The organism is Pseudomonas sp. LPB0260 (genome assembly GCF_013388395.1).
The window spans coordinates 900,444-926,336 of the sequence record NZ_CP058247.1; the positions used below are offsets into that span (position 1 = coordinate 900,444).

The 25,893-nt window shown below is 67.6% G+C and carries 28 protein-coding genes; 15 read left to right on the plus strand and 13 right to left on the minus strand.

Going from position 1 to position 25,893, the window contains the following annotated elements; translation table 11 throughout:
• Positions 1-37: 37 nt before the first annotated feature.
• The 3 genes from LPB260_RS03835 to pilT form a co-directional block, all read right to left on the minus strand.
• A complete protein-coding gene (locus LPB260_RS03835; RefSeq protein WP_208707317.1) occupies positions 38-439 on the minus strand; it encodes a TM2 domain-containing protein in 402 nt (133 codons plus the stop codon).
• 103 nt (positions 440-542) lie between these two features.
• Entirely contained in the window at positions 543-1,688 is a 1,146-nt protein-coding gene (locus LPB260_RS03840; protein WP_208707318.1) for a PilT/PilU family type 4a pilus ATPase, read from the minus strand.
• A 111-nt stretch (positions 1,689-1,799) separates the two neighbouring features.
• The gene (pilT, locus tag LPB260_RS03845; protein ID WP_208707319.1) at positions 1,800-2,834 is read right to left on the minus strand and encodes a type IV pilus twitching motility protein PilT; all 1,035 of its coding nucleotides are present in this window, start codon (positions 2,832-2,834) and stop codon (positions 1,800-1,802) included.
• Positions 2,835-2,907: 73 nt separating this feature from the next.
• Between pilT and LPB260_RS03850 the strand changes: the two genes are divergently transcribed.
• The 10 genes from LPB260_RS03850 to LPB260_RS03895 all read left to right on the plus strand — a co-directional run bounded on the left by LPB260_RS03850 (position 2,908) and on the right by LPB260_RS03895 (position 11,726).
• Entirely contained in the window at positions 2,908-3,603 is a 696-nt protein-coding gene (locus LPB260_RS03850; protein WP_208707320.1) for a YggS family pyridoxal phosphate-dependent enzyme, read from the plus strand.
• A gap of 10 nt (positions 3,604-3,613) precedes the next feature.
• Positions 3,614-4,432, plus strand: a complete 819-nt coding sequence (proC, locus tag LPB260_RS03855; RefSeq protein WP_208707321.1) for a pyrroline-5-carboxylate reductase — start codon at positions 3,614-3,616, stop codon at positions 4,430-4,432.
• A 10-nt stretch (positions 4,433-4,442) separates the two neighbouring features.
• Positions 4,443-5,033 carry a YggT family protein gene (locus tag LPB260_RS03860; RefSeq protein ID WP_208710035.1) on the plus strand — a complete coding sequence of 197 codons (591 nt, stop codon included), beginning with the start codon at positions 4,443-4,445 and terminating at the stop codon, positions 5,031-5,033.
• A gap of 275 nt (positions 5,034-5,308) precedes the next feature.
• Positions 5,309-7,291: a dynamin-like GTPase family protein gene (locus LPB260_RS03865; RefSeq protein WP_208707322.1), complete on the plus strand. Its 1,983-nt coding sequence runs from the start codon at positions 5,309-5,311 to the stop codon at positions 7,289-7,291.
• A gap of 95 nt (positions 7,292-7,386) precedes the next feature.
• Complete coding sequence (locus LPB260_RS03870) at positions 7,387-8,526, plus strand: homoserine O-acetyltransferase (protein ID WP_208707323.1); 1,140 nt, start codon at positions 7,387-7,389, stop codon at positions 8,524-8,526.
• A gap of 7 nt (positions 8,527-8,533) precedes the next feature.
• The gene (metW, locus tag LPB260_RS03875; protein ID WP_208707324.1) at positions 8,534-9,154 is read left to right on the plus strand and encodes a methionine biosynthesis protein MetW; all 621 of its coding nucleotides are present in this window, start codon (positions 8,534-8,536) and stop codon (positions 9,152-9,154) included.
• Between the two features lie 41 nt (positions 9,155-9,195).
• Entirely contained in the window at positions 9,196-9,615 is a 420-nt protein-coding gene (locus LPB260_RS03880) for a DUF4426 domain-containing protein (RefSeq protein ID WP_208707325.1), read from the plus strand.
• Positions 9,612-10,208: an RdgB/HAM1 family non-canonical purine NTP pyrophosphatase gene (rdgB, locus tag LPB260_RS03885; RefSeq protein ID WP_208707326.1), complete on the plus strand. Its 597-nt coding sequence runs from the start codon at positions 9,612-9,614 to the stop codon at positions 10,206-10,208. Before LPB260_RS03880 ends, rdgB begins: the two co-directional genes overlap by 4 nt.
• On the plus strand, positions 10,205-11,365 hold the full coding sequence (hemW, locus tag LPB260_RS03890) for a radical SAM family heme chaperone HemW (protein ID WP_208707327.1): 1,161 nt from the start codon (positions 10,205-10,207) through the stop codon (positions 11,363-11,365). The genes rdgB and hemW overlap by 4 nt, the downstream gene beginning before the upstream one ends.
• 37 nt (positions 11,366-11,402) lie before the next feature.
• Positions 11,403-11,726, plus strand: coding sequence for a DUF3392 domain-containing protein (locus LPB260_RS03895; RefSeq protein ID WP_208707328.1), 324 nt, complete (start codon positions 11,403-11,405; stop codon positions 11,724-11,726).
• An 82-nt stretch (positions 11,727-11,808) separates the two neighbouring features.
• Here the strand turns inward: LPB260_RS03895 and LPB260_RS03900 are convergent, their stop codons facing one another.
• The 5 genes from LPB260_RS03900 to LPB260_RS03920 form a co-directional block, all read right to left on the minus strand.
• A complete protein-coding gene (locus tag LPB260_RS03900) occupies positions 11,809-13,152 on the minus strand; it encodes a DUF1329 domain-containing protein (RefSeq protein WP_208707329.1) in 1,344 nt (447 codons plus the stop codon).
• A 181-nt stretch (positions 13,153-13,333) separates the two neighbouring features.
• Positions 13,334-14,005 (minus strand): tRNA (guanosine(46)-N7)-methyltransferase TrmB, encoded by a 672-nt coding sequence (gene trmB, locus LPB260_RS03905; RefSeq protein ID WP_218281535.1) that lies wholly within the window; start codon positions 14,003-14,005, stop codon positions 13,334-13,336.
• A gap of 89 nt (positions 14,006-14,094) precedes the next feature.
• Positions 14,095-14,889, minus strand: a complete 795-nt coding sequence (locus LPB260_RS03910; RefSeq protein ID WP_208707331.1) for a thiazole synthase — start codon at positions 14,887-14,889, stop codon at positions 14,095-14,097.
• 43 nt (positions 14,890-14,932) lie between these two features.
• Entirely contained in the window at positions 14,933-15,133 is a 201-nt protein-coding gene (gene thiS, locus LPB260_RS03915) for a sulfur carrier protein ThiS (RefSeq protein ID WP_208707332.1), read from the minus strand.
• A gap of 103 nt (positions 15,134-15,236) precedes the next feature.
• Complete coding sequence (locus LPB260_RS03920) at positions 15,237-15,608, minus strand: DUF423 domain-containing protein (RefSeq protein WP_208707333.1); 372 nt, start codon at positions 15,606-15,608, stop codon at positions 15,237-15,239.
• Between the two features lie 68 nt (positions 15,609-15,676).
• Here LPB260_RS03920 and mtgA point away from each other — a divergent pair, with 68 nt between their 5' ends.
• Complete coding sequence (gene mtgA, locus LPB260_RS03925) at positions 15,677-16,405, plus strand: monofunctional biosynthetic peptidoglycan transglycosylase (protein WP_208707334.1); 729 nt, start codon at positions 15,677-15,679, stop codon at positions 16,403-16,405.
• Positions 16,406-16,435: 30 nt separating this feature from the next.
• Here the strand turns inward: mtgA and LPB260_RS03930 are convergent, their stop codons facing one another.
• The 5 genes from LPB260_RS03930 to ftsY all read right to left on the minus strand — a co-directional run bounded on the left by LPB260_RS03930 (position 16,436) and on the right by ftsY (position 21,234).
• Positions 16,436-17,047, minus strand: coding sequence for a hypothetical protein (locus LPB260_RS03930; protein ID WP_208707335.1), 612 nt, complete (start codon positions 17,045-17,047; stop codon positions 16,436-16,438).
• A gap of 58 nt (positions 17,048-17,105) precedes the next feature.
• Positions 17,106-17,960: an RNA polymerase sigma factor RpoH gene (gene rpoH / locus LPB260_RS03935; protein WP_208707336.1), complete on the minus strand. Its 855-nt coding sequence runs from the start codon at positions 17,958-17,960 to the stop codon at positions 17,106-17,108.
• A gap of 111 nt (positions 17,961-18,071) precedes the next feature.
• Entirely contained in the window at positions 18,072-19,088 is a 1,017-nt protein-coding gene (gene ftsX / locus LPB260_RS03940; RefSeq protein WP_208707337.1) for a permease-like cell division protein FtsX, read from the minus strand.
• On the minus strand, positions 19,088-19,756 hold the full coding sequence (gene ftsE, locus LPB260_RS03945) for a cell division ATP-binding protein FtsE (RefSeq protein WP_208707338.1): 669 nt from the start codon (positions 19,754-19,756) through the stop codon (positions 19,088-19,090). Before ftsE ends, ftsX begins: the two co-directional genes overlap by 1 nt.
• A 2-nt stretch (positions 19,757-19,758) precedes the next feature.
• A complete protein-coding gene (ftsY, locus tag LPB260_RS03950) occupies positions 19,759-21,234 on the minus strand; it encodes a signal recognition particle-docking protein FtsY (RefSeq protein ID WP_208707339.1) in 1,476 nt (491 codons plus the stop codon).
• A 206-nt stretch (positions 21,235-21,440) separates the two neighbouring features.
• Between ftsY and LPB260_RS03955 the strand changes: the two genes are divergently transcribed.
• Genes LPB260_RS03955 through LPB260_RS03970 form a run of 4 tightly spaced genes read left to right on the plus strand, consistent with a single transcriptional unit; the run spans position 21,441 to position 25,892 of the window.
• Positions 21,441-22,796: a pitrilysin family protein gene (locus LPB260_RS03955; RefSeq protein WP_208707340.1), complete on the plus strand. Its 1,356-nt coding sequence runs from the start codon at positions 21,441-21,443 to the stop codon at positions 22,794-22,796.
• On the plus strand, positions 22,789-24,270 hold the full coding sequence (locus LPB260_RS03960) for a pitrilysin family protein (protein WP_208707341.1): 1,482 nt from the start codon (positions 22,789-22,791) through the stop codon (positions 24,268-24,270). The genes LPB260_RS03955 and LPB260_RS03960 overlap by 8 nt, the downstream gene beginning before the upstream one ends.
• Entirely contained in the window at positions 24,270-24,866 is a 597-nt protein-coding gene (rsmD, locus tag LPB260_RS03965) for a 16S rRNA (guanine(966)-N(2))-methyltransferase RsmD (RefSeq protein WP_208707342.1), read from the plus strand. The genes LPB260_RS03960 and rsmD overlap by 1 nt, the downstream gene beginning before the upstream one ends.
• Positions 24,867-24,899: 33 nt before the next feature.
• A complete protein-coding gene (locus tag LPB260_RS03970) occupies positions 24,900-25,892 on the plus strand; it encodes a hydrolase (RefSeq protein WP_208707343.1) in 993 nt (330 codons plus the stop codon).
• Position 25,893 lies beyond the last annotated feature (1 nt).

The following is a 25,893-nucleotide window of genomic DNA, read 5'->3' on the forward strand; positions in this document are numbered from 1 at the left end:
GCCCGCCGTATGGCGGGCTTGTTGTTTGCGGACGGAGTCAGCCGCGCTCGGCGTTCTTCAGCGAGATCTGGCTGTTCAGGGTCCAGAAGTCGTACAGCACGCCGACCAGGAACAGGCCGCCGGTGAGCAGGTAGAGGATTCCCGTGATCCACTTGCCCTGATACATGCGGTGCACACCGAACACGCCGAGAAAGGTCAGCAGGATCCAGGCCACGTTGTAGTCGGTCTCCCCGGCACTGAAGCGCAGGTCCGCCTCACGGTCCATCGCCGGGATCAGGAACAGGTCGATGATCCAGCCGATAAACAGCAGGCCCAGGGTGAAGAACCAGAGGGTGCCGGTCACCGGCTTGCCGTAATAGAAGCGATGGGAACCGAGGAAACCGAAAATCCACAACAGATAGCCGATGACCTTGCTATGGGTGTCGTGCTTCACGTCCATGCCGTACTCCTTCGACTGCAGTTTGCGGCGAATGACCCGGCAGACCGAGCGTAACCTGCCGATAAAAAAGCCCGCGATCGCGGGCTGGTGAAACCACTGGGCCTCAGCGGAAACGCCGCCCCGGATCTTCCGGCGCGGTCTCCAGGGACAGCCCTTCGCTCATCTGGGACAGGTGATCGCCATCGGTCTCCGAGCCGAGCTTGATCATCAGGCGCAGGTCGTTGGCCGAGTCGGCGTACAGCAGCGCATCCTCGTAGGTGATCTCGCCCTGGCTGTAGAGGCTGTACAGCGCCTGGTCGAAGGTCTGCATGCCCAGTTCGGTGGAGCGTTTCATCAAAGCTTTGAGCTCGTGCACCTCGCCCTTGCGGATCAGGTCGGCAGCCAGCGGGGTATTGATCAGCACCTCGATCACCGCGCGCCGCCCCTTGCCGTCCGGGGTCGGAATCAGCTGCTGGGCGACGATGGCCTTGAGGTTGAGCGACAGGTCCATCCACACCTGGTTCTGCCGGTCGGCGGGGAAGAAGTTGATGATCCGGTCCAGGGCCTGGTTGGCGTTGTTGGCGTGCAGCGTGGCCAGGCACAGGTGGCCGGTTTCGGCGAAGGCCACGGCGTGGTCCATGGTCTCGCGGGTGCGCACCTCGCCGATGAGAATCACGTCCGGCGCCTGGCGCAGGGTGTTCTTCAGCGCCACCTCGTAGGACTCGGTGTCGATGCCCACCTCGCGCTGGGTGACGATGCAGTTCTGGTGCTGGTGGATGTATTCGATCGGGTCCTCGATGGAGATGATGTGGCCGCTGCTGTTCTTGTTGCGGTAGCCGATCATCGCCGCCAGCGAGGTGGATTTGCCGGTACCGGTGGCGCCGACGAACAGCACCAGGCCGCGCTTGGTCAGCGCCAGCTTCTTGAGGATTTCCGGCAGCTTGAGGTCATCCAGGGTCGGGATGTTGGTCTCGATGCGGCGCAGCACCATGCCCGCCAGGTTGCGCTGATAGAAGGCGCTGACGCGGAAGCGCCCAACGCCACGGGCGCTGATGGCGAAGTTGCACTCGTGATTCTCGGCGAACTCCCGGCGCTGCTGCTCGTTCATCACCGCAAACACGGTTTCCCGGGTCTGCTCCGGCGACAGGGCCATCTTGGTGACCGGCATGATCTTGCCGTTGACCTTCATGGACGGTGGCACGCCGGCGGTGATGAACAGGTCCGAGCCGCCCTTCTCCACCATCAGGCGCAGCAGTTTTTCAAATTCCATGCGTTGTCTCGCCCATCTGCGTCACGCGCCTACTCGAGGGCCAGCTGCCGAGGCGCGTGACTCGCCACTGGCCCGAACCCCGCGCGCCTGGTGGCGGAGGGGCATGATGAATCAGAAGTTTTCCGGGTTCTTCGACTTTTCCCGGGCGCTCTCGCGACTGACCAGGCCCTTGGCCACCAACCCCTTCAGGCAGGCGTCCAGGGTCTGCATGCCGAGCGAGCCACCGGTCTGGATCGCCGAGTACATCTGCGCCACCTTGTCCTCGCGGATCAGGTTACGGATGGCCGGGGTGCCGATCATGATTTCGTGGGCCGCCACCCGGCCGCCGCCGATCTTCTTCAGCAGGGTCTGGGAGATCACCGCCTGCAGCGACTCGGAGAGCATCGAGCGGACCATGGATTTTTCTTCGGCGGGGAACACGTCGACCACCCGGTCGATGGTCTTGGCCGCCGAGGTGGTGTGCAGGGTGCCGAATACCAGGTGACCGGTTTCCGCAGCGGTCAGCGCCAGGCGGATGGTCTCCAGGTCACGCATCTCGCCGACCAGGATGATGTCCGGGTCTTCCCGCAGCGCCGAGCGCAGGGCCTCGGAGAAGCCCAGGGTGTCGCGGTGCACCTCGCGCTGGTTGACCAGGCACTTCTTCGACTCGTGGACGAATTCGATCGGGTCCTCGATGGTCAGGATATGGTGGTACTTGGTGCTGTTGAGGTAGTCGAGCATCGCCGCCAGGGTGGTCGACTTGCCCGAGCCGGTGGGCCCCGTGACCAGCACCAGGCCGCGCGGCACGTCGGTGATCTTGCGGAACACATCGCCCATGCCGAGGTCTTCCATGGTCAGCACCTTGGACGGAATGGTCCGGAACACCGCGCCGGCGCCACGGTTCTGGTTGAAGGCGTTGACCCGGAAGCGTGCGACCCCTGGGACCTCGAAGGAGAAGTCGGTCTCGAGGAATTCTTCGAAGTCCTTGCGCTGTTTGTCGTTCATGATGTCGTACATCAGCGCGTGCACCTGCTTGTGGTCCAGGGCCGGCAGGTTGATCCGGCGTACGTCGCCGTCGACCCGAATCATCGGCGGCAGACCAGCAGAGAGATGCAGGTCCGACGCGCCTTGCTTGGCGCTGAAGGCAAGCAGCTCAGTGATATCCATGGGACTCCCTAATGACAAGCAAGCAGGTAGAATGCCGCGAACGCTTAACGACCGGGGCTACAGAGCGCGAGTAATGTCCACGATAGCAGAGAATATTGCAAAGGTCGGAGCGCGCATCCGTGAGGCGGCGCAAGCCTCGCAGCGCGATTTTGCCTCGATCGGCCTGCTCGCCGTGAGCAAGACCAAACCCGCCGCGGCGGTTCGCCAGGCCCATGCCGCCGGACTGCGCGACTTCGGCGAAAATTACCTGCAGGAAGCCCTGGAGAAGCAGGCCGAGCTGGGCGACCTGGCGCTGACCTGGCACTTCATCGGCCCCATCCAGTCGAACAAGACCCGCGCCATCGCCGAGCACTTCGCCTGGGTCCACTCGGTCGATCGCCTGAAGATCGCCGAGCGCCTGTCCGCCCAGCGCCCGTCGCAGCTGCCGCCACTGAATGTCTGCCTGCAGGTCAACATCAGCGGCGAGGCCAGCAAGTCCGGCTGCACCCCGCAAGAGCTGCCGGCGCTGGCCCAGGCCGTCGCCCGGCTGCCCAGCCTGAAGCTGCGCGGCCTGATGTGCATACCCGAACCCACCGAGGACCCGGCCGCCCAGCGCGTGGCATTCGCCCGCGTGCGCGAGCTGCTGAGCGGCCTGGACCTCGACCTCGACACCCTGTCCATGGGCATGAGCCACGACCTGGAGGCCGCCATCAGCGAGGGCGCGACCTGGGTACGCATCGGCACCGCCCTGTTCGGCGCCCGCGACTACGGCGCCCCTCGCAATGAATAAGGAAGCCCACATGAACGACCCCAAGATCGCCTTTATCGGCGCCGGCAACATGGCCGCCAGCCTGATCGGCGGCATGCGCGCCCAAGGCGTCGCGGCCAGCGCCATTCGCGCCAGCGACCACGGCGCCGAGCAGCGCGCCAGGATCACTGCCGAACACGGCATCGAGACCTTCGCCGCCAACGCCGATGCGGTTGCCGGTGCCGACGTCATCGTCCTGGCAGTCAAGCCGCAGGTCATGAAGGGTGTCTGCCAGGAACTGGCCGAGCATCTGGAAGCCGGCCAGCTGATCGTCTCGGTCGCCGCCGGCATCACCTGCGCCAGCCTGGAAAACTGGCTGGGGCCGCGCGCCGTCGTGCGCTGCATGCCCAATACCCCGGCGCTGCTGCGCCAAGGCGTCAGCGGCCTGTATGCCAACACCCGGGTCTCCGACGAACAGCGCCAGCAAGCCGAGCGCCTGCTCGGCGCGGTCGGCCTGGTCATGTGGCTGGACGAGGAACGACTGATCGACGCGGTCACCGCGGTATCCGGCAGCGGCCCGGCGTATTTCTTCCTGCTGATCGAGGCGATGACCGCCGCCGGCGAGAAGCTCGGACTGCCCCGCGAGACCGCCGCCCAGCTGGCCGAGCACACCGCGCTCGGCGCCGCGCGCATGGCGGTGAGCAGCGACGTCGACGCCGCGGAACTGCGCCGCCGCGTGACCTCCCCGGCCGGCACCACCGAGGCGGCCATCAAGACCTTCCAGGCCGGCGGCTTCGAAACCCTGGTCGAACAGGCCCTGAATGCCGCCGCCCGCCGTTCGGCGGAGCTGGCCGAACAGCTTGGTCAATAAGGAGCTCATGATGATCGGACTCGATACCGCTGCGGTGTATATCCTGCAGACCCTCGGCAGCCTGTACCTGCTGGTGGTGCTGCTGCGCTTCATCCTGCAACTGGTGCGCGCGGACTTCTACAACCCGCTCAGCCAGTTCATCGTGCGCGCCACCCAGCCGCTGCTCAAGCCACTGCGCAAGGTGATCCCCGGCCTCGCCGGCCTCGACCTGGCCTCGCTGGTGCTGGCGATCCTGGTGCAGCTGCTGCTGATGACCCTGACCCTGATGCTGATGGGCTACGGCGTCGGCAACCCGCTGCAACTGCTGGTCTGGTCGATCATCGGCGTCACCGCGCTGTTCCTCAAGGTGTTCTTCTTCGCCCTGATCATCAGCGTGATCCTCTCCTGGGTCGCCCAAGGCAGCCACAACCCGGCGGTGGAGCTGATCAACCAGATGTGCGAACCGCTGCTGGCGCCGATCCGCCGCTTCATGCCGAACCTGGGAGGCCTGGACCTGTCGCCCATCGTCGCCTTCCTGGCGCTCAACCTGATCGACATGCTGGTGATTCGCAACCTGGCGATGATGACCGGTATGTATAGCGGACTCAGCCTGGCGATCTGACCGGCCTCGCGCGCCGCGCCGGCACGTCCGGCGCGGGCCCTGGCCTGCTTCCCGAACCAGACCCGACCGTTCGACCGGCCTGGGCGACCACAAGGCGGGACTGTGACGCGGGCCGATTGACGCATGCGGCGGGACCCGCATAATGCCCGCCAGGCTGGCATGCCGCGCCGAGCACGACGACAGCCACAGAACACCGCAACGGATACTCCGATGGCCCGGATGAGACCTGCGCCGTGGCCGCTTTCCAAGGATGCGCTACCGAGAGGAACGCCCGGATGAGCATGGAACGTCTCAGTCAACAGGTCGATGCCTACGTCGCCTGGAAGCGCGAACTGATGCGCGAGATCACCCGCTATCGCAGCTGGCTGGTGACCAACCGGCTGATTTCCGACGCCGTCGAGGCCAAGCTCGAGCGCGCCCTGCGCCTGCTGCGCACCGACCATATCACCCTGGCCTTCGTCGGCGAGTTCTCCCGCGGCAAGACCGAACTGATCAACGCCCTGTTCTTCTCCGAGTACGGCCAGCGCATGCTGCCGTCGCAGGCCGGGCGCACCACCATGTGCCCCACCGAGCTGTTCTTCGACCCGCGCTCGGAGCGCTCCTATATCCGCCTGCTGCCGATCGAGACGCGCCTGTCCGAGGCCAATGTCTCGCAGTTCAAGCGCATCCCCCGGCACTGGGTGAACATACCGCTGGACCCCAGCGACCCGGACAACATGGTCCAGGCCTTCATCCAGGTCGCCCGAACCAAGCCGATGCCGGTGGAGCAGGCGATCCAGCTGGGCTTCCACCCGGACATGCTGGAGCGCACCGGCAAGCCAGGCCAGGTGCTGGTGCCGGCCTGGCGCCACGCCCTGGTCAACTTCGACCACCCCTTGCTGCGCCAGGGCCTGCGCATCCTCGACACGCCCGGCCTCAACGCCCTGGGCAGCGAGCCGGAACTGACCCTGTCGATGCTGCCCAACGCCCAGGCGATCATCTTCCTGCTGTCGGCGGACAGCGGCGTCACCGCCAGCGACATGGACATCTGGCAGCAGCATATTCGCCAGCTCGACGACGACACCCAGACCAGCCTGTTCGCCGTGCTCAACAAGATCGATGTGCTATGGGACGACCTGGCCGGCGACGCCTTCGTCCAGCAGGCCATCGCGCGCATCCAGTCCACCACCGCCAAGCAGCTCGGCATCAAGGGCGAGGACGTGCTGCCGCTCTCGGCCAAGCAGGCGCTGCTGGCCAAGGTGCGCAAGGATTCGGCGCTGCTCGCCCGCAGCCAGATGAGCGGCCTGGAAACCCTGCTCTGCGAACGCATCGTCAGGCAGAAGGAACGCCTGATCGAGGAGCGCGTGGTCAACCAGGTGCTGGCGCTGGTGCAGAACAGCCAGCATGTGCTCAACCTGCGCCTGGAGAAGGTCAACGAACAGCAGGCCCTGCTCAGCAGCCACCAGCAGGACAACGGCCAGATGCTCTTCGAGCTGACCGCCAAGACCAAGGAGGATCACGGCCTGCACCATCGCCGCCTGCTCGGCCTGAAGACCAACCAGCGCCTGCTCAAGCGCCAGGGCGACCTGCTGCGTGCCGCCGCGCGGCCGGAACGCCTCGACGAGCACCTGAACAAGGTGCGCAAGAACCTCACCGGCAGCTGGACCACCCTGGGCATCAACCAGGCCATCCTGCACTTCTTCCGCTCGGTGGAGAGCGACCTGCACAGCCTGTCCCACGAGGCCGAGATGGCCAACCGCATGGTCGCCGCCATCTACCGCCGGCACAACGAGGAGAACCCGCTGCACGGCGTCGACGCGCCGCAGTTCGACGTCCAGCGCTACCTGCGCGAGCTCAAGCAGCAGCAGGCCAAGGCCGACCAGTTCCGCCTGCACCTCAAGACCCTGCTCACCGAACAGCGCAGCCTGACCCGGCGCTTCTTCGCCACCCTGGTGCAGGAGGTCATCGGCCTGCACCAGCGCCTGCGCCAGGAAGCCGAGCAATGGGCCGGCGACGCGCTGCTGCCGCTGATGCAGCACACCCTGGAGCACAAGCAGCTGCTGGAAACCCACATGCTGCGCCTCAAGGCCCTGGCCCAGCAAACCCAGCAGAGCCGCCAGCGCAGCCAGCAACTGGCGCACTACCGCGGCGAACTGGAGCAGCAGCTGGCCCAGGCCGGCGAGATGCTGCGCACCCTGCGCCGACCGGCGCCGATCCAGCGCCAGGGCAAGGTGGTCAGCCTGCCGGGTGCCCGGCGCGCGCTCGGCGCCGCCGAATAGCCAACGGCGCTGCGCCCCCTGTGCTTGCCGCAGGGGGCGGCGCTCTTTAGACTGCTGCCCTTCGTTTTTTTCTTCCCATTTCGCGAGCAGGGTCGATGCCGACTGCCTTTCCCCCAGATTCCGTTGGCCTGGTGACGCCCGAGGTGTTGCAGTTCGCCGCGCCCCTGGCGCTGGCGTGCGGGCGCAGCCTGGCCGACTATCAGCTGATCTTCGAGACCTATGGCCGGCTGAACGAGGCACGCAGCAACGCCGTGCTGATCTGCCATGCCCTGTCCGGCCATCACCATGCCGCCGGCTATCACAGCCCGGACGACCGCAAACCGGGCTGGTGGGACAGCTGCATCGGCCCGGGCAAGCCCATCGATACCAACAAGTTCTTCGTCGTCAGCCTGAACAACCTCGGCGGCTGCAACGGCTCGACCGGCCCCTCGAGCCTCAACCCCGCCACGGGCAAGCCCTATGGCGCGGACTTCCCGGTGATGACGGTGGAGGACTGGGTACACAGCCAGGCGCGCCTGGCCGACGCCCTGGGCATCGCGCAATGGGCCGCCGTGATCGGCGGCAGCCTCGGCGGCATGCAGGCCATGCAGTGGACCATCAGCTACCCCGAGCGGGTGCGCCACTGCCTGGCGATCGCCTCGGCGCCCAAGCTGTCGGCGCAGAACATCGCCTTCAACGAAGTGGCGCGCCAGGCCATCCTCACCGACCCGGAGTTCCACGGCGGGCACTTCCAGGAACAGGGCGTGATCCCCAAGCGCGGCCTGATGCTGGCGCGCATGGTCGGCCACATCACCTACCTGTCGGATGACGCCATGGGCGAGAAATTCGGCCGCGGCCTGAAGAGCGAGAAGCTCAACTACGACTTCCACAGCGTCGAATTCCAGGTCGAGAGCTACCTGCGCTACCAGGGCGAGGAGTTTTCCGGGCGCTTCGACGCCAACACCTACCTGCTGATGACCAAGGCCCTGGACTACTTCGACCCGGCCGCCGAGCACGATGGCGACCTGGCCAAGACCCTGGCCAAGGCCAGCGCCGACTTCTGCGTCATGGCCTTCACCACCGACTGGCGCTTTTCCCCGGCGCGCTCGCGGGAGATCGTCGACGCACTGATGGCCGCGCGCAAGAACGTCTGCTACCTGGAGATCGACGCGCCCCAGGGCCATGACGCCTTCCTCATGCCGATCCCGCGCTACCTGCAGGCCTTTTCCAGCTATATGAACCGAATCCAGGTGTAACCCCGCCATGCGTGCAGATCTCGACATCATCCAGGAGTGGATTCCCGCCGGCAGCCGCGTGCTCGACCTCGGCTGCGGCGACGGCGAACTGCTGGCCTGGCTGGGCGAACACAAGGCGGTCAGCGGCTACGGCCTGGAGATCGACCCGGACAAGATCGCCCGCTGCATCGAGCGCGGCGTCAATGTGGTGGAGCAGAACCTCGACGAGGGCCTGGGCAACTTCGCCAGCGACAGCTTCGACGTGGTGGTGATGACCCAGTCGCTGCAGGCCCTGCATTTCCCCGACAGGGTCCTGGCGGAGATGCTGCGGGTCGGCCGCACCTGCATCATCACCTTCCCCAACTTCGGCCACTGGCGCTGCCGCTGGTACCTGGCCAGCAAGGGGCGCATGCCGGTCTCCGACTTCCTGCCCTACACCTGGTACAACACGCCGAACATCCACTTCTGCACCTTCGAGGACTTCGAGCGCCTGTGCCACGCGCAGCACGCCAGCATCCAGGAGCGCCTGGCGGTCGACCGCGACCATCGCCACGGCTGGGCCAGCCGTATTTGGCCTAATCTGTTAGGTGAGATCGGCATCTACCGAATCAGCGGGCCCACCGCCCTGGAAACGCCGCCGGCCGGCTGAGCCGCCCGCCCTTCCGGGCCCAACCTTGCAGGAGAGCCACCATGCGCCGCATCGCCATTCTGTTTATCGCCCTGTGCCTGAGCCTGCCGGCGCTTGCCGAACGCAAGCAAAGCTTCGGCGAGCTGGACGTGCACTACATCGCCTTCAACTCCAGCTTCCTCCAGCCGGATATCGCCGCCGCCACCGGCCTGGTACGCAGCAAGCGCCAGGGTGTGGTCAACATCTCCGTGCTCAAGGCCGGCGCGGCCATGGCCGCCAGTGTCGACGGCGAGGTGAAGAACCTGCTCGGGCAGAGCCACCCGCTGAACTTCAAGCAGGTCAACGAAGGCTCGGCGATCTATTACCTGGCGCAGTTTCCCTTCGAGAGCCGCGAGGTGCTGCGCTTCTCCATCAACGTCAAGGCCGGCGACGGCGTCGCCCACAGCTTCGACTTCAGCCAGGAATTCTTTCCGGACGAATGATGCCCATCAGCGAACTCGTACTCGCCAGCCATAACGCCGGCAAACTCAAGGAACTCCAGGCCATGCTCGGCGACGCCGTGCGCGTACGCTCGGTCGGCGAGTTCAGCAGCGTCGAGCCGGAAGAAACCGGCCTGAGCTTCATCGAAAACGCCATCCTCAAGGCCCGCCACGCCGCCCAGGTATCCGGCCTGCCGGCCCTGGCCGACGATTCCGGCCTGGCGGTGGACGCCCTCGGCGGCGCCCCGGGGATCTACTCGGCGCGCTACGCCGACGGGCAGGGCGATGCGGCCAACAACGCCAAGCTGCTCGAAGCCCTGCGGGACGTCCCGGATGAACAGCGCGGCGCCCAGTTCGTCTGCGCCCTGGCCCTGCTGCGGCACGCCGAAGACCCCCTGCCGATCCTCTGCGAAGGCTTGTGGCACGGGCGCATCCTGCACCAGCCGCGCGGCGACCAGGGCTTCGGCTACGATCCGCTGTTCTGGGTCGAGGAGCGTCAGTGCGCCAGCGCCGAACTGGCACCGGCGCAGAAGAACCAGCTGAGCCACCGCGCCCGCGCCATGGCCTTGCTCAAGCAGCGCCTGGGGCTCGTATGAGCACCGCCGCCGGCGGGGGCTTTCAGCTCCCGCCACTCGCGCTCTACATCCATATTCCCTGGTGCGTGAAGAAGTGCCCCTACTGCGACTTCAACTCCCATGCCGCCGGCCCGACGCTGCCGGAACAGGCGTACGTCGACGCCCTGCTGGCCGACCTCGATGAAGAATTGCCGCAGGTCCATGGTCGCCCGCTGACCTCGATCTTCTTCGGTGGCGGCACCCCCAGCCTGTTTTCCGCCCAGGCCCTCGGCCGCCTGCTGGAGGGGGTCGAGCGCCGCGTGCCGTTCGCCCCCGACATCGAGATCACCCTCGAGGCCAACCCCGGCACCTTCGAACAGGCCAAGTTCGCCGCCTACCGCGCCCTCGGCATCAATCGCCTGTCGATCGGCGTGCAGAGCTTCCAGGCCGACAAGCTCCAGGCCCTGGGGCGTATCCACGACGGCGTTGAAGCGATCCGCGCCGCCGACATGGCCCGCGCCGCCGGCTTCGACAATTTCAACCTGGACCTGATGCACGGGCTGCCCAATCAGTCGCTCGACGACGCCCTGAGCGATCTGCGCACCGCCATCGCCCAGGCGCCGACGCACCTGTCCTGGTACCAGCTGACCCTGGAACCGAATACGGTGTTCTGGAGCCAGCCGCCGACGCTGCCGGAAGACGACATCCTCTGGGACATCCAGGAGGCCGGCCAGGCGCTGCTGGCCGAGCACGGCTACGCCCAGTACGAGGTGTCGGCCTATGCCCAAGCGGGCCGGGCGGCGCGGCACAACCTCAACTACTGGACCTTCGGCGACTTCCTCGGCATCGGCGCCGGCGCCCACGCCAAGCTGAGCAGCCCGCAGGGCATTATCAAGCGCAGCTGGAAGACCCGCCTGCCCAAGGACTACCTGGATGCAGACAAACGCTTCAGCGCCGGCGAGCGACTGCTGGAGGCCGACGAGTTGCCCTTCGAGTTCCTGATGAACGTGCTGCGCCTCACCGACGGCGTGGCCAGCGAACTGTTCAGCGCGCGCACCGGCCTGCCGCTGGCGATGCTCGCCGGCGCCCGCGCCGAGGCCGAGCGCCGCGGCCTGCTGCACCGCGACCCGGCACGACTGAGCGCGACCCGCGAGGGTCAGCTGTTTCTCAACGACCTGCTGCAACACTTCCTGCCCTGACCGACTATTCGTGCGCCCGCGGCGCTAAGGACCCCGCATGGACCTGCTACTCGAGCTGATCGCCACCCTCTCGCGCTGGAGCCGTGGCCATCTGTACGACATCTCCCTGGCGATCATGGCCACCCTGTTCGTGCTGTTCGGCCCGGGGATCAACGCCTGGGTGCAGCGCAGCATCGGCAATCTCAACTTCTTCCTGCGCACGCTGATCTTCGTGCTGGTCTGCGCGGTCGGCTACGGCCTGGCGATCGTCTTCCTCACCCCCTGGCTGTCCCAGGGCCTCGGCCACTTCAACAACTACACCCTGGCGCCGGTGCTGCTGCTGGTGTTCTTCCTGATCGGCGTGCTGGCCGATCGCAACTAGCCCCGCCAGCCCGCCGCCAATTCCCTGCGCACAAGAAAAAGCCGCCTGAAGCGGCGGCTTGTTCAGTGCGGCGAGCCCGGCCTCAGTTGCCGACGCGGCGCAGCGCCTGCGGGGTGAAGTCGCGCGGCCCCAGCTCCGCAGCGAAGTCGTACATCGGCTCGTTGTTGTCCATGCCATCGACGAAGTAACGCCCGCTCTCGAGGTCGTAGAGGGCCTCCAGGGTGCTGCCGAACATCGGCACCTCGTAGTAGCTGATCGGGTGGCTCTCCTGCAGGCCGACCAACTGGCCGGCATCGTCGTACAGGTCGACCGCGAGGATCTGCCAGCTGTCCTCGTCCAGATAGAAACGCCGCTTGGCGTAGGGGTGGCGGAAGCCCTTGCGCAGCTCCGCCTCGACCAGCCATACGCGGTGCAGCTCATAGCGCAGCAGCCCGGGATTGACCGTGTTGCGCTGCAGGATACTGTCGTAGGGGATGCCCTGCTGGTGCACCGCATAGCTGTTGTAGGGCACCAGCAGCTCGCGCTTGCCGAGCAGCTTCCAGTTGTAGCGATCCGGCGCGCCGTTGTAGGTGTCGACCATGTCGGCGGTGGCCATGCCGTTGGTGTCCGGCTGCGGGCTGTCGTAGGCCAGCATCGGCAGGCGCCGCACGCGGCGCTCGCCGCGACTGAAGCGCCAGGCCTTGCGGATCGCCAGGACCTGGTCGAGGGTCTCCTGCACCAGCAGCGCCGAACCGGCCAGCTTGGCCGGGGCGACGACCTTGTAGCGGTAATGGAACAGGGTGTTGTCCAGGTCCTGCGGGCTGACGCCTTCGCGGCCATAACGGAAATACACGTCGCGCTCCAGCTTGAGCAGGGTGTAGGCGCCATTGGCCAGCACCGCCGCCTGGTTGGTGACCATGCTGACCTGCTCACCGCGGTAACGCATGATGTGGTTCCAGATCGCCTGCTGGCCATTTTCCGGCAGCGGGAAGGGCACTCCGGCCGCGACCCCGGCGACGCCGTTGCCGCCGGAGATCAGCTCGGCGTTCTGCGCGTTGAAGCGGGTGGCGTCGTAGATACGCTGCGGCGCCGCGGCGCTGCGGCGGGTCGGATAGACACGCAGGTAGTAATCGGGATGCCGCGCCAGCAGCGCCTGGTGCCCCGCCGACAGGCGAGCGCGGTACTGCTCGAGATTACCGCCGTCGACCTGGTACCGCGGGGCGTCGCCGGCGTAGGGGTCGGGGTGGTGCATCCCGGGCCGATAGCCGGCCGGTGGCTGGGCCAGCCCACCCTGCCAGGCCGGGATGGTGCCCTCTGCATTGCCTGCCCGCTCGCCGCCCAGCGGCGTCAGGTCCTGGCCCAGGCGGGCGGCCTGGGCAGCGTCCAACTTGGCCTGCGCCGGCAGCGCCAGGGTCGCCAGCAGCAGCAGTGAAAGTGTTCGCAACACAACATTCTCCTCGCGGCGCCGTCGAGCGGGCGCCGCCTTTTATTATTTCGCGCTAAAGAGGCTGCGCCTTATCGGAGTCATCACGGTGAGGAGCCGTCCTGGCGTCGGGTGGTCCCGATCATCTGCCATCGTCCCGATGGCGGCGCCGTGGAGCCAGCGCCGATAGTCTGGTGCGTGCGATTCAGGCGCTGCGCTGGAACTTGAGGTCCCACACGCCGTGCCCGAGGCGCTCGCCGCGGCGCTCGAACTTGGTGATCGGCCGCTCCGGCGGCCGCGGCACGTAGTCCCCGTCCGCCGCCAGGTTGTGATAACCCGGCGCGGCCTGCATCACCTCGAGCATGTGCTCGGCATAGGGCTGCCAGTCGGTGGCCATGTGCAGCACGCCGCCGACCTTGAGCTTCTGCCGCACCAGTTCGGCGAAGGCCGGCTGGACGATGCGGCGCTTGTGATGACGGGCCTTGTGCCAGGGGTCGGGGAAGAACAGCAGCAGGCGATCGAGGCTGGCGTCGGCCACGCACTGGCGCAGCACCTCGAGGGCATCGCAACTGTAGACCCGCACATTGCTCAGGTTCTGGGTCATCAGGCCGTTGAGCAGGGCGCCGACACCCGGCCGGTGCACCTCGACGCCGATGAAGTCCTGCTCCGGAGCGGCGGCGGCCATCTCCAACAGGGAGTGACCCATGCCGAAGCCGATCTCGAAGGTGCGCGGCGCGCTGCGGCCGAACACCTGGTCGAAATCCGGCGCGCCGGCCTGCAGTTCCAGGCCGAACTTCGGCCAGCCCTGGTCCAGGCCACGCTGCTGGCCTTCGGTCATCCGTCCGGCGCGCATGACGAAGCTCTTGATGGTGCGCAGGTGGCGCTGTTCCTCGGCCGGTGCCGAGGGATCGTGGGATTCAGTCATCGGGGGCTCTTAAGAACGATGGGGCTTGGGGCGGCCACAGATCAACGGATCAGGCCTTCCAGTGGCGACGAGGCACTGGCATAGAGTTTTTTCGGCATGCGCCCGGCCAGGTAGGCCAGGCGTCCGGCCTCGATGGCGTACTTCATCGCCTCGGCCATCAGCACCGGGTTCTGCGCATGGGCGATGGCGCTGTTCATCAGCACCGCTTCGCAGCCCAGTTCCATGGCGATGGTCGCGTCGGAGGCGGTACCCACGCCGGCATCGACCAGCACCGGCACCGTCGCCTCTTCGAGGATGATGCGCAGGTTGTAGGGGTTGCAGATGCCCAGGCCGGTGCCGATCAGGCCGGCCAGCGGCATCACCGCGATGCAGCCCATGTCGGCCAGCTGGCGGGCGATGATCGGATCGTCGCTGGTGTAGACCATCACGTCGAAGCCATCCTTGACCAGCACTTCGGCGGCCTTGAGGGTTTCGATGACGTTGGGGAACAGGGTCTTCTGGTCGGCCAACACCTCCAGCTTGACCAGCTTGTGGCCATCGAGCAGCTCGCGGGCCAGGCGGCAGGTGCGCACGGCCTCGTCCGCGTCGTAGCAACCGGCGGTGTTCGGCAGAATGGTGTAGCGCTCCGGCGAGATCACCTCGAGCAGGTTCGGCTCGCCGGGATTCTGGCCGATATTGGTGCGGCGCACGGCAACCGTGACGATCTCCGCTCCCGAGGCCTCGATGGCCGCGCGGGTTTCGTCGAGGTCCTTGTACTTGCCGGTGCCGACCAGCAGGCGCGACTGGTAGGTGCGGCCGGCCAGGGTGAAGGGCTTGTCGCTGCGAACGTGGCTCATCGAAGACTCCTCGGGACTAATGACGGGGGACGGGGCGGCGGGCTCAGCCGCCACCGATGGCATGCACCACTTCGACCCGGTCACCGTCGCGAAGCGCGGTACTGGCGTGCTGGCTGCGTGGCACGATGTCCAGATTGAGCTCGACCGCAATGCGCCGGCCGGCCAGGTCCAGACGGCCGAGCAGGTCGGCGACGGTCTGGCCATCGGGCAGCTCGAATGCTTCACCGTTCAACTGAATGCGCATGACGGAGCGGTCACATCTTGAGAAAGGGACGGCATTCTAGCCCGATCATCGGCGCCGACCAAGGCTAAAGGGCGCCATTCGTCCAGCTTTCCTGACGCGCGGGTCAGGTCAGGCGAAGGGCCGCCAGCGCCAGGCACAGCCAGCCGCCGAGAAAGGCCAGGCCACCGAAGGGGGTGACGATGCCAAACCTGCCGTAGCCGCTCAGGGCCAGCAGGTACAGGCTGCCGGAAAACAGCAGGATGCCCAGGGCGAACAGCCCCCCGGCCAGGTTGACCAGGCGCCCGGGCGCCTGCAGGGCCAGCAGGGCGACGCCGAACAGGGCCAGGGCATGGATCAGCTGATAGTGGCTGCCGGTCTGGAACACCGCCAGGTGGTCGGCGCTGAGCCGAGCCTTCAGGCCATGGGCGGCGAAGGCGCCGAGGGCGACCCCGGTGAATCCGGCAAAAGCGGCCAGCAACAACCACAGACGAGCCATGCGTCACTCCAGACATTTCGAAGGCGGCCGCTATAATGGCCCGCCAACCCCCTCCCGGCCAAGCTCCCATGTTCCGCTCCATCCGCCGCCAACTGCTGAAACTGCTGCTCTACTTCATGGCCGCCACGGCCGTGCTGGTCCTGCTGTTTCGCTGGGTGCCGCCGCCAGGAACGGCGCTGATGGTCGAGCGCAAGGTGCAATCCTGGGTCAATGACCAGCCGATCGACCTGCAACGCACCTGGCGCCCCTGGCGCGAGCTGCCCGACGACCTCAAGCTCGCGGTGATCGCCGCCGAGGACCAGAAGTTCGCCGAGCACTGGGGCTTCGATGTCGCGGCGATCCGCGCGGCACTCAGCCACAATCGCCAGGGCGGCTCGTTGCGCGGCGCCAGCACGCTGAGCCAGCAGGTGGCCAAGAACCTGTTCCTCTGGTCCGGCCGCAGCTGGCTGCGCAAGGGCGTGGAGGCCTGGTTCACCGCGCTGATCGAGCTGCTCTGGCCGAAGCAGCGGATTCTCGAGGTCTACCTCAACAGCGTCGAATGGGGTGAAGGGGTGTTCGGCGCCGAAGCCGCGGCCCGGCACCACTTCGACAAGGGCGCGCCCTACCTGTCACGCCAGCAGGCCAGCCTGCTGGCCGCGGTACTGCCTAACCCGCGCCAGTGGAGCGCCAGCCGACCGAGCAGCCGGGTCAGCCGCCGCGCCGCCTGGATTCGCCAGCAGATGTGGCAGCTGGGGGGAAGCCACTACCTCAATCAGCTGCGAGGCGCGCGCCCGGACTGGTGGCCCGTCTGGCTGTGAGCACAGACAGCCGCCGGTAGTCCAACCGGCTCAGCGCGAGCCCAGGACCCGCTGTGGCACAGCCTGCAGCACGCGCAGCCGCTCACCGTCGGCATGGGCGGTCAGGCCCAGTTGCGGGTAGACCCAGGCCTCACCGTCGTCCAGCTGCAGGCGCAGGCGCGGCTGACCGAGACTGCTGGCCAGGCGCGCGGCCGGCACTGCATCCTGCGGCTCGAGAGTCAGCCCGACGATGCCATGACCGCCCAGCTGCGCGACGAGCTGTGCAGCAAGCGGTTGCTCGGCGTCTTCCGCCCCCAACCCGGCCGCCGCCATCAGACTGCTGCGCTCGGTCTCGCTCAGCGCCAGCTCCGCCTCCAGGCGCCAGGGCACGCCGGCGTCCAGCCACTCGCCGCGGTAGAGCAGGCGCGCGCCCTGCGGCCGCGGCTGCAACCACAGCTCGCCGGCGACCAGGACACTCAACTCCGCCAGACGCAGGCGCTCATCGGCCAGCGGCTCCAGCACCAGGACCTGCCACTCGGCCAGCCAGGGCAGCGGCTCGTCCGGCGGGGGCGTGCGCACCAGAAAGGCGCCCCAGGCGAAGAACAGCAGGGCGACGGCGGCAAACACCAGCCATTGCCGGGGCCCGAGGGGTGGCAACTTCACGGCTAATCTCCAGGCAGAAAAAAGCCGCACCCGGGTGCGGCTTGTTCAGGTGCGGCGCTCAGGCGGCGATCGAGCCCTTGAGCTTGTTCATCGCATTCTTCTCCAGCTGGCGGATGCGCTCGGCGGAGACATTGTACTTGGCGGCCAGGTCGTGCAGCGTGGCTTTCTCCTCGGCCAGCCAGCGCTGGTAGAGGATGTCGCGACTGCGCTCGTCGAGCCCTTCCAGCGCTTCGTGCAGGTTGGCGGTGGCGCTGTCGCTCCAGTCGGCATCCTCCAGCTGACGCGCGGGGTCGTAACGGTGGTCTTCCAGATACTGGGCCGGCGACTGGAAGGCGCTGTCGTCGTCGGCATCGTTGGCCGGATCGAAGGCCATGTCGTGGCCGGTCAGGCGACTCTCCATCTCGCGCACCTCGTGGGGCTCGACGCCCAGGCTTTCCGCCACCGCATGCACTTCGTCGTTGTTCAGCCAGGCCAGCCGCTTCTTCTGGCTGCGCAGGTTGAAGAACAGCTTGCGCTGCGCCTTGGTGGTGGCGACCTTGACGATGCGCCAGTTGCGCAGGATGAACTCGTGGATCTCGGCACGGATCCAGTGCACGGCGAAGGACACCAGGCGCACGCCCATTTCCGGGTTGAAGCGCTTGACCGCCTTCATCAGGCCGACGTTGCCTTCCTGGATCAGGTCGGCCTGGGCCAGGCCATAGCCGGAATAGCTGCGGGCGATGTGCACGACGAAACGCAGGTGGGCCAGCACCATCTGCCGGGCGGCCTCGAGATCCTGCTTGTAGTAGAGGCTCTCGGCCAGCTCGCGCTCCTGCTCCGGCGTCAGCAGCGGGATGCTGTTGACCGCGTGCACGTAAGCCTCCAGGTTGGCGCCTGGGACTAGGGCATGAACAGGTTGCAAGGACGTTGACATTTGAACCCTCCGACTCACGAAACGCGTGCAGTGTAGCACTGCGCAATACGACTAGGAACGCGTATACAAGTTCCGTTACAGATAGTCAATATTAAAGAAATCAATCAGTTACTACCTGGGCGCGAGCTCGCTCAAATGGCGTGCGACGGCCAGCCAGGCGCCGATGTAGCCCAGCAGCACCGCACCGAGCAGCAGCGACAGGCCATCGGCCGTGGGCACCCCGGCCAGGGCGAAGTCGCTGCCATACAGACCGGCTAGGCGCACCACGGCATCGTTCAGCCAGCCCAGGCCATAGGCCAGCACCAGCCAGGCCAGCAGCCCGGCGCCGAATCCATACAGCGCGCCCATATAGAGGAAGGGCCGGCGCACGTAGCTGTCGGTGCCGCCGACCAGCTTGATCACCTCGATCTCGGTCCGGCGATTCTCGATGTGCAGGCGAATGGTGTTGCCGATCACCAGCAGCAGGGCCAGCACCAGCAGCAGGGTCAGGCCGAAGACGAAGCGGTCGCCCAGGTTGAGGATCGCCGTCAGGCGCTCGACCCAGAGCAGATCGAGCTGGGCCTGCTGCACCTTGGGCAGCTCGGCCAGGCGCAGACGCAGGGCCTCCAGGGTGGCCTTGTCGATTTCCTTGGGGGTGACCAGCACCACGCCCGGCAGGGGGTTTTCCGGCAGTTCCTTGAGCGCCTCGCCGAGCCCGGACTGCTGCTGGAACTCGTCCAGTGCCTGTTCGCGGCTGATCCACTCGGCCTCGGCGACATCCTCCATCGCCGCGATCAGCTCGCGCAGGCCCTCACCCTCGACCTCGCTGGCGTCGATCTGCAGGAACAGGGAGATCTGCGCCGCGCGCTGCCAGGAGCCGCCGAGGCGCTCGACGTTATCCAGCAGCAGGGCCAGACCCATCGGCAGGCTCAGGGCAACGGCCATCACCAGGCTGGTGAAGAAGCTGCCGATCGGCTGCTTGGCCAGGCGGCGCAGGCTGTCGGCCAGGCTGGCGCGGTGACTCTCCAGCCAGGCATGCAGCTGGGTACGGAAATCCGGCCCCTCGTCGGCGGACGTGTGCTCGGTCTTCTTCGGTGCCGCGCCGACACGCTGGGCCGGCTGTGGTGGCGGAATGCGCGTGGCGCTCATCAGACTGCCTCCCCGTCGCCGATCAGGCGGCCGCGTTGCAGGGTCAGCATGCGGTGGCGCATGCGCGCGATCAGGGCCAGGTCGTGGCTGGCGATCAGCACGCTGGTGCCGAGGCGGTTGATGTCTTCGAACACGCCCATGATCTCCGCCGCCAGGCGCGGGTCGAGGTTGCCGGTCGGTTCGTCGGCCAACAGCAGGGCCGGGCGATGGACGATGGCGCGGGCGATGCCGACGCGCTGCTGCTGGCCGGTGGACAGGTCGCCGGGAAACAGCTCGACCTTGTCCGACAAGGCCACCCGCTCCAGCGCGGCGCCGACCCGCTGGCCGATCTCCGCCTTGCCCAGGCCGAGGATCTGCAACGGCAGGGCGACGTTGTCGAACACGCTGCGGTCGAACAGCAGCTGATGATTCTGGAACACCACACCAATCTGCCGGCGCAGGTAGGGAATCTGTGCGCTGGTGATCTGCGCCAGGTCCTGCCCGGCCAGCAGCAACTTGCCGCTGGTCGGCCGCTCCATCGCCAGCAGCAGGCGCAGCAGGGTGCTCTTGCCGGCACCGGAATGGCCGGTGACGAACAGGAACTCGCCGCGGCGCACGCGAAAACTCAGCTCGTGCAGCCCGACGTGACCGTTGGGGTAACGTTTACCGACCTGCTCGAATCGAATCATCCCTATTTCTCCGCGAACAGCGCCTGGACAAAGGCCTCGGCCTCGAAGGTGCGCAGGTCGTCGATGCCTTCGCCGACGCCGATATAGCGGATCGGCAGGCCGAACTGCTTGGCCAGGGCGAAGATCACCCCGCCCTTGGCAGTGCCGTCCAGCTTGGTCAGCACCAGGCCGCTGAGGCTGACCGTCTGGTTGAACTGCTTGGCCTGGTTGATGGCGTTCTGCCCGGTGCCGGCGTCCAGCACCAGCAGCACTTCGTGGGGCGCGCTGTCATCCAGCTTGCCGATCACCCGACGGACCTTCTTCAGCTCCTCCATCAGGTTGTCCTTGGTGTGCAGGCGCCCGGCCGTATCGGCGATCAGCACGTCCATGCCGCGCGCCTTGGCGGCCTGCACGGCATCGAAGATCACCGAGGCGGAGTCGGCGCCGGTATGCTGGGCGATCACCGCGATCTGGTTGCGCTCGCCCCACACCTGCAACTGCTCCACCGCAGCGGCGCGGAAGGTGTCGCCGGCCGCCAGCATCACCTTGTTGCCGTCCAGCTGCAGCTTCTTCGCCAGCTTGCCGATGGTGGTGGTCTTGCCGACGCCATTCACCCCGACCACCAGGATCACATAGGGGCGCTTGGCGTGGTCGATGTGCAGGGGCTGCTCGACCGGCTTGAGCAGCGCGGTCAGTTCTTCCTGCAGGGCCTTGTACAGCGCGCCGCTGTCGGTCAGCTGCTTGCGCGCGACCTTCTGGGTCAGGCTCTGGATGATCGCGGTGGTGGCCTCGACGCCGACATCGGCCATCAGCAGGCGGGTCTCGATCTCGTCGAGCAGGTCGTCGTCGATCGCCTTCTTGCCGAGGAACAGGCTGGCCATGCCCTCGCCGAGGCTGGCGCTGGTCTTCGACAGGCCCTGCTTGAGGCGGGCGAACCAACCGCCCTGGTTGTCGCCCGGCTTGGCCTGCTCGACTGGCGGCGCGACCACGGGGGCGGGCGGCGCGACCGGCTCGGGCGCCGGCGTCGGCAGCGGGGTGTGCAGCACCTCGCTACCGGCATTGATGCGAAAGCGCGAGGCGCTGGGCGCTGCGGCTGGCGTCGACGCCGGTGCCGGTGCCGGTGCCGATTGCGGAGCGGCCGGCGCCTCAGGCAGGTAGCCGGTGGTTGGCGCAACAGGCGCCGCAGGCGCCTCGGCTGCTGGCGGCGCCTCAGCGGCAGCGGCCTGGGGCGACGGCTCAGCGGCCGCGGCCACGGTGCTATCGGCAGGCGGAGCAACCGGCGCCGCTGCCGGTTCGGCCACTGGCGGCGCTGGCGCCACGTCGGCCGCAGGGGCCGGCTCGGGGGTGGCCGGTGCGGCGGCGTCGGCAGACGCCTGCGGCTTCTTGCGCAGCCAGCCGAACAGGCCCTTCTTTTCCGCGGCTTGATCCGCGCCTTTCTCGGCAGATTGCTCGGCCGCGGGTGCGGCGGGAGTCTTCTTGTCGTCGTTGGAACCAAACATGGAGGACGGCTATCTCAAAGGAGCGACGCGCCGATAGGCAGGTCTGAAAACATCGCAAAGGCTGGGCAGGCAAACCCACACGACGCTGCGCAGCGGTTTTCAGCAGGCTTAACAGGCATGGCCGCCAGTAAAACGGATGAGTATCCTAGCACCTCCGCGCCCGCCGACGCTAAGTTCAAGCGGGCCGCCCGACAGGTCGACAGTTAATGAATATGATTGCCCGCCGCGCCGTCGGCGCAGTCCTCGGCGCGCTCTGTATGCCGCTGATGGCACTCGCCGCCGCCCCCCAACCGACCCACGAATTCAGCCTGGACAATGGCCTCAAGGTCATAGTCCGCGAAGACCACCGCGCGCCGGTGGTGGTTTCCCAGCTCTGGTACAAGGTCGGCTCCAGCTACGAGACGCCCGGCCAGACCGGCCTGTCCCATGCCCTGGAGCACATGATGTTCAAGGGCAGTCGCAAGCTTGGTCCCGGCGAGGCCTCGCGCATCCTGCGCGAGCTGGGCGCCGAGGAGAACGCTTTCACCAGCGACGACTACACCGCCTACTACCAGGTGTTGGCGCGCGATCGCCTGGCCGTGGCCCTGGAGCTGGAGGCCGATCGCCTGGCCAGCCTCAAGCTGCCGGCCGACGAGTTCCAGCGCGAGATCGAGGTGATCAAGGAGGAGCGCCGCCTGCGCACCGACGACAAGCCGTCGAGCAAGGCCTACGAACGCTTCAAGGCCATGGCCTACCCCGCCAGCGGCTACCACACCCCGACCATCGGCTGGATGGCCGACCTCGAACGCATGAACATCGAGGAGCTGCGCGCCTGGTACCAGGCCTGGTACGCGCCGAACAACGCCACCCTGGTGGTGGTCGGCGATGTCACGGCCGATGAGGTCAGGACGCTGGCCGAGCGCTACTTCGGCCCCATTCCGCGGCGCCCGGTGCCAACCGCCAAGGCCCCGCGCGAGCTGCCGGCACCGGGCGAGCGACGCCTCACCCTGCACCTGAAGACCCAGTTGCCTAACCTGCTGATGGGCTTCAACGTACCGGGCCTGGCCACCGCCAGGAACCCGCGCCAGGTGCATGCCCTGCGCCTGATCGCCGCCCTGCTCGACGGCGGCTACAGCGCACGCTTGCCGACGCGCCTGGAGCGCGGCGAGGAACTGGTGTCCGGTGCGTCCGCCTGGTACAACGCCTACGCCCGCGGCGACAGCCTGTTCGTGCTGTCCGCCACGCCCAACGTGCAGACCGGCAAGACCCTGGAGCAGACCGAGGCCGGCCTGTGGCGCGAGCTGCAGGACCTGCAACAGACTCCGCCCTCCGCCGAGGAGCTGGCGCGGGTGCGCGCCCAGGTGATCGCCGGGCTGGTCTACGACCGCGACTCGATCACCAGCCAGGCCACCACCATCGGCCAGCTGGAAACCGTCGGCCTGTCCTGGAAGCTGATCGATCAGGAACTGGCCGAGCTGGAGGCCGTGACCCCGGCCGATATCCAGCATGCCGCACGCACCTTCTTCACCCGCGACCGCCTCAGCGTCGCCCATGTCCTGCCCGAGGAGGCGCGCAATGAGTGAACGCAACGGTCTACGCTACGGCCTGCTCGGCCTGGCACTCGCAGCGCTGCTGGCGGTCCTGCTGCTGGTGGTCGCCTCCGACCACAGCGCCGCACCCGTGCCTGCTGCGGTCGCCAACAGCAAGCTCGAGTCCCTCGCCGAACTGAACGGCCAGGCGCCGACGCGCCGCGACCTGCAGATCCAGACCTGGCGGACGGCCGAAGGCGCCAAGGTGCTGTTCGTCGAGGCCCGCCAGTTGCCGATGTTCGACCTGCGCCTGCTCTTCGCCGCCGGCAGCAGTCAGGATGACGGCGTGCCCGGCCTGGCCATGCTGACCAACGCCATGCTCAACGAGGGCGTGCCGGGCCTGGATGCCGGTGCCATCGCCGCCGGCTTCGAGAACCTCGGCGCGCAATTCGGCAACGGTTCCTACCGCGACATGGCGGTGGCCAGCCTGCGCGCCCTCAGCGCCCCGGAGATCCGTGAGCCGGCACTGCGCCTGTTCGACCAGGTGGTAGGCCAGCCGAGCTTCCCCGAGGACGCCCTGGCGCGGATCAAGAACCAGGTGTTGGCGGGCCTCGAGTACCAGAAGCAGGACCCGGGCAAGCTGGCCAGCCTGGAACTGTTCCAGCGTCTGTACGGTGAGCATCCCTATGCCCACCCCAGCGACGGCACCGAGCAGTCGATCCCCTCGATCGACCCCGAGCAGCTGCGCGCCTTCCACGCCAAGGCCTATGCCGCCGGCAACGCGGTGATCGCCCTGGTCGGCGACCTCTCGCGCAGCGAAGCCGAGGCCATGGCCGCCCAGGTCTCGGCGGCGCTGCCGCAAGGGCCGGCGCTGCCGCGCATTGCCCAGCCGGAGTCACCGCAGCCCGGCAGCAGCCACATCGACTTTCCCTCCAAGCAGACCCATCTGATGCTCGCCCAGCTCGGCATCGACCGCCGCGACCCCGACTACGCCGCGCTCTACCTGGGTAACCAGGTCTTCGGCGGCGGCGGCTTCGGCTCCCGCCTGATGGAAGAGGTGCGCGAGAAACGCGGACTGACCTACGGCGTCTATTCCGGCTTCAGCGCCATGCAGGCGCGCGGCCCGTTCATGATCAACCTGCAGACCCGCGCCGAGCTCAGCGCCGGCACCCTGCAACTGGTCAAGGACCTGCTGCGCGAGTTCCTGGAGCAGGGCCCGACGCAGAAGGAACTGGACGACGCCAAGCGCGAACTGGCCGGCAGCTTCCCGCTTTCCACCGCGAGCAATTCGGCGATCGTCGGCCAGCTCGGCACGATCGGCTTCTACGACCTGCCGCTGGATTATCTGGAGACCTTCGTGGCCCAGGTCCAGGCCCTGAGCGTCGAACAGGTCAAGGCGGCGATGGCCAGGCACCTCGACCCCGAGGCCCTGGTGATCGTCACCGCCGGACCGAGCGTGGCGCAGCAGGAACTGCCGCCACCGACGGACAAACCCAGCGAAGCGCCTGCCGGCGTACCGGAGCACTGATGCGCAGAGTCACCGCCAAACCCGCCAAGGCCCACGGCGGCCAGGGCCAGCTGCGCATCATCGGTGGCCAGTGGCGCTCGCGCCGCTTCGCCTTCCCCGATGGCCCGAGCCTGCGCCCGACCCCCGACCGCGTGCGCGAGACGCTGTTCAACTGGCTGGCGCCCTATGTCGAAGGGGCACGGGTGCTCGACCCTTTCGCCGGCAGCGGCGCGCTGTACCTGGAGGCCCTGTCGCGTGGCGCCAGTAGCGCCCTGGCCCTGGACCTCAACCCGGACTCGGTGGCCGCCCTGCGCGGCCACCTGCAGACCCTGCGCTGCGAGCATGGCCAGCTGCTGCAGGCCGACGCCCTGGCCTACCTGCAGCAGCAGCCGGCCACGCCCTTCGACCTGGTATTTCTCGACCCACCGTTCCACCAGGGGCTGCTGTCGCCCATCTGCACCCTGCTGGAGGAGCGCGGCTGGCTCGGCGCCGACGCCTGGATCTACAGCGAGAGCGAAACGCCGCCCTCAACCCTCGGCCTGCCGGGCAACTGGCGGCTGCACCGGGAGAAGCAGGCCGGTCAGGTGTACTACGCACTGTGGCACCGCGGCGCCTAGGGCGATGACGCCACCCCGGCGGTACACTGCGACATGAGCACGAACTTCACCCCCGCCTGGTGGCTGCCCGGCCCGCACCTGCAGACCCTGTGGAATCCGCTGTGCCGCAAGCCGGCGGCGCTGCGGCGCCGGCGTGAGCGCCTGTGGCTGGCGGACGGCGATTTCCTCGACCTCGACTGGCACGGCCCGCACAGCGCCAGCGCGCCCCTGGTACTGGTGCTGCACGGGCTGACCGGCTCGTCCGACTCGCGCTATGTGGTGGGGCTGCAACTGGCCCTGGCCGCCCAGGGCTGGGCGAGCGTGGCATTGAACTGGCGCGGCTGCTCCGGGGAACCCAACCTGCTGCCGCGCGGCTACCACTCCGGCGCCAGCGAGGACCTGGCGGAAACCGTGCGCCATTTGCGCGCCCAGCGGCCACAGGCGCCGCTCTATGCGGTCGGCTATTCCCTGGGCGGCAACGTGCTGCTCAAGCACCTCGGCGAAGCCGGCAGCGACAGCCAGTTGCGCGGCGCGGTGGCGGTGTCCGTGCCGTTTCGTCTGGACCAGTGCGCCGACCGCATCGGCCAGGGCTTCTCACGGGTCTACCAGGCGCACTTCATGCGCGAGATGGTCGCCTACGTGCGCAGCAAGCAGCGCCTGTTCGCCGACCTGGGCCAGGCCGATCGCCTGTCGACCCTGGAGCAGCTCGGTCCGCTGGACGGCATGCGCACCTTCTGGGACTTCGACGGCCGCATCACCGCGCCGCTGCACGGCTTCAGCGATGCCCAGGACTATTACCAGCGCTCGTCGAGCCGCTACTTCCTCGGCCGTATCCACACCCCGACCCTGATCATCCAGGCCGCCGACGACCCCTTCGTGTTCCGCCACAGCCTGCCGGAACCGAGCGAGCTGGCGCCGAGCGTGCAGTTCGAGCTGCACGCCCACGGCGGTCACGTCGGCTTCGTCGACGGCTCGCCGCGACGCCCGGGCTACTACCTGGAGCGGCGCATTCCGCAGTGGCTGGCCGCCAGGCGCGGCGACCAGTAGC

Bases quoted from the DNA above. Each gene is read 5' to 3' on its own strand.
- LPB260_RS03970 (WP_208707343.1), top strand. From the start codon at position 24,900: ATGAGCACGAACTTCACCCCCGCCTGGTGGCTGCCCGGCCCGCACCTG.
- LPB260_RS03870 (WP_208707323.1), top strand. From the start codon at position 7,387: ATGCCGACTGCCTTTCCCCCAGATTCCGTTGGCCTGGTGACGCCCGAG.
- rdgB (WP_208707326.1), top strand. From the start codon at position 9,612: ATGATGCCCATCAGCGAACTCGTACTCGCCAGCCATAACGCCGGCAAA.
- proC (WP_208707321.1), top strand. From the start codon at position 3,614: ATGAACGACCCCAAGATCGCCTTTATCGGCGCCGGCAACATGGCCGCC.
- LPB260_RS03895 (WP_208707328.1), top strand. From the start codon at position 11,403: ATGGACCTGCTACTCGAGCTGATCGCCACCCTCTCGCGCTGGAGCCGT.
- LPB260_RS03835 (WP_208707317.1), bottom strand. From the start codon at position 439: ATGGACGTGAAGCACGACACCCATAGCAAGGTCATCGGCTATCTGTTG.
- metW (WP_208707324.1), top strand. From the start codon at position 8,534: ATGCGTGCAGATCTCGACATCATCCAGGAGTGGATTCCCGCCGGCAGC.
- LPB260_RS03880 (WP_208707325.1), top strand. From the start codon at position 9,196: ATGCGCCGCATCGCCATTCTGTTTATCGCCCTGTGCCTGAGCCTGCCG.
- pilT (WP_208707319.1), bottom strand. From the start codon at position 2,834: ATGGATATCACTGAGCTGCTTGCCTTCAGCGCCAAGCAAGGCGCGTCG.
- LPB260_RS03840 (WP_208707318.1), bottom strand. From the start codon at position 1,688: ATGGAATTTGAAAAACTGCTGCGCCTGATGGTGGAGAAGGGCGGCTCG.
- mtgA (WP_208707334.1), top strand. From the start codon at position 15,677: ATGTTCCGCTCCATCCGCCGCCAACTGCTGAAACTGCTGCTCTACTTC.
- LPB260_RS03865 (WP_208707322.1), top strand. From the start codon at position 5,309: ATGAGCATGGAACGTCTCAGTCAACAGGTCGATGCCTACGTCGCCTGG.
- LPB260_RS03955 (WP_208707340.1), top strand. From the start codon at position 21,441: ATGAATATGATTGCCCGCCGCGCCGTCGGCGCAGTCCTCGGCGCGCTC.
- ftsX (WP_208707337.1), bottom strand. From the start codon at position 19,088: ATGAGCGCCACGCGCATTCCGCCACCACAGCCGGCCCAGCGTGTCGGC.
- LPB260_RS03920 (WP_208707333.1), bottom strand. From the start codon at position 15,608: ATGGCTCGTCTGTGGTTGTTGCTGGCCGCTTTTGCCGGATTCACCGGG.
- LPB260_RS03910 (WP_208707331.1), bottom strand. From the start codon at position 14,889: ATGAGCCACGTTCGCAGCGACAAGCCCTTCACCCTGGCCGGCCGCACC.
- rpoH (WP_208707336.1), bottom strand. From the start codon at position 17,960: ATGTCAACGTCCTTGCAACCTGTTCATGCCCTAGTCCCAGGCGCCAAC.
- LPB260_RS03860 (WP_208710035.1), top strand. From the start codon at position 4,443: ATGATCGGACTCGATACCGCTGCGGTGTATATCCTGCAGACCCTCGGC.
- LPB260_RS03850 (WP_208707320.1), top strand. From the start codon at position 2,908: ATGTCCACGATAGCAGAGAATATTGCAAAGGTCGGAGCGCGCATCCGT.
- rsmD (WP_208707342.1), top strand. From the start codon at position 24,270: ATGCGCAGAGTCACCGCCAAACCCGCCAAGGCCCACGGCGGCCAGGGC.
- ftsY (WP_208707339.1), bottom strand. From the start codon at position 21,234: ATGTTTGGTTCCAACGACGACAAGAAGACTCCCGCCGCACCCGCGGCC.
- LPB260_RS03960 (WP_208707341.1), top strand. From the start codon at position 22,789: ATGAGTGAACGCAACGGTCTACGCTACGGCCTGCTCGGCCTGGCACTC.
- ftsE (WP_208707338.1), bottom strand. From the start codon at position 19,756: ATGATTCGATTCGAGCAGGTCGGTAAACGTTACCCCAACGGTCACGTC.
- thiS (WP_208707332.1), bottom strand. From the start codon at position 15,133: ATGCGCATTCAGTTGAACGGTGAAGCATTCGAGCTGCCCGATGGCCAG.
- hemW (WP_208707327.1), top strand. From the start codon at position 10,205: ATGAGCACCGCCGCCGGCGGGGGCTTTCAGCTCCCGCCACTCGCGCTC.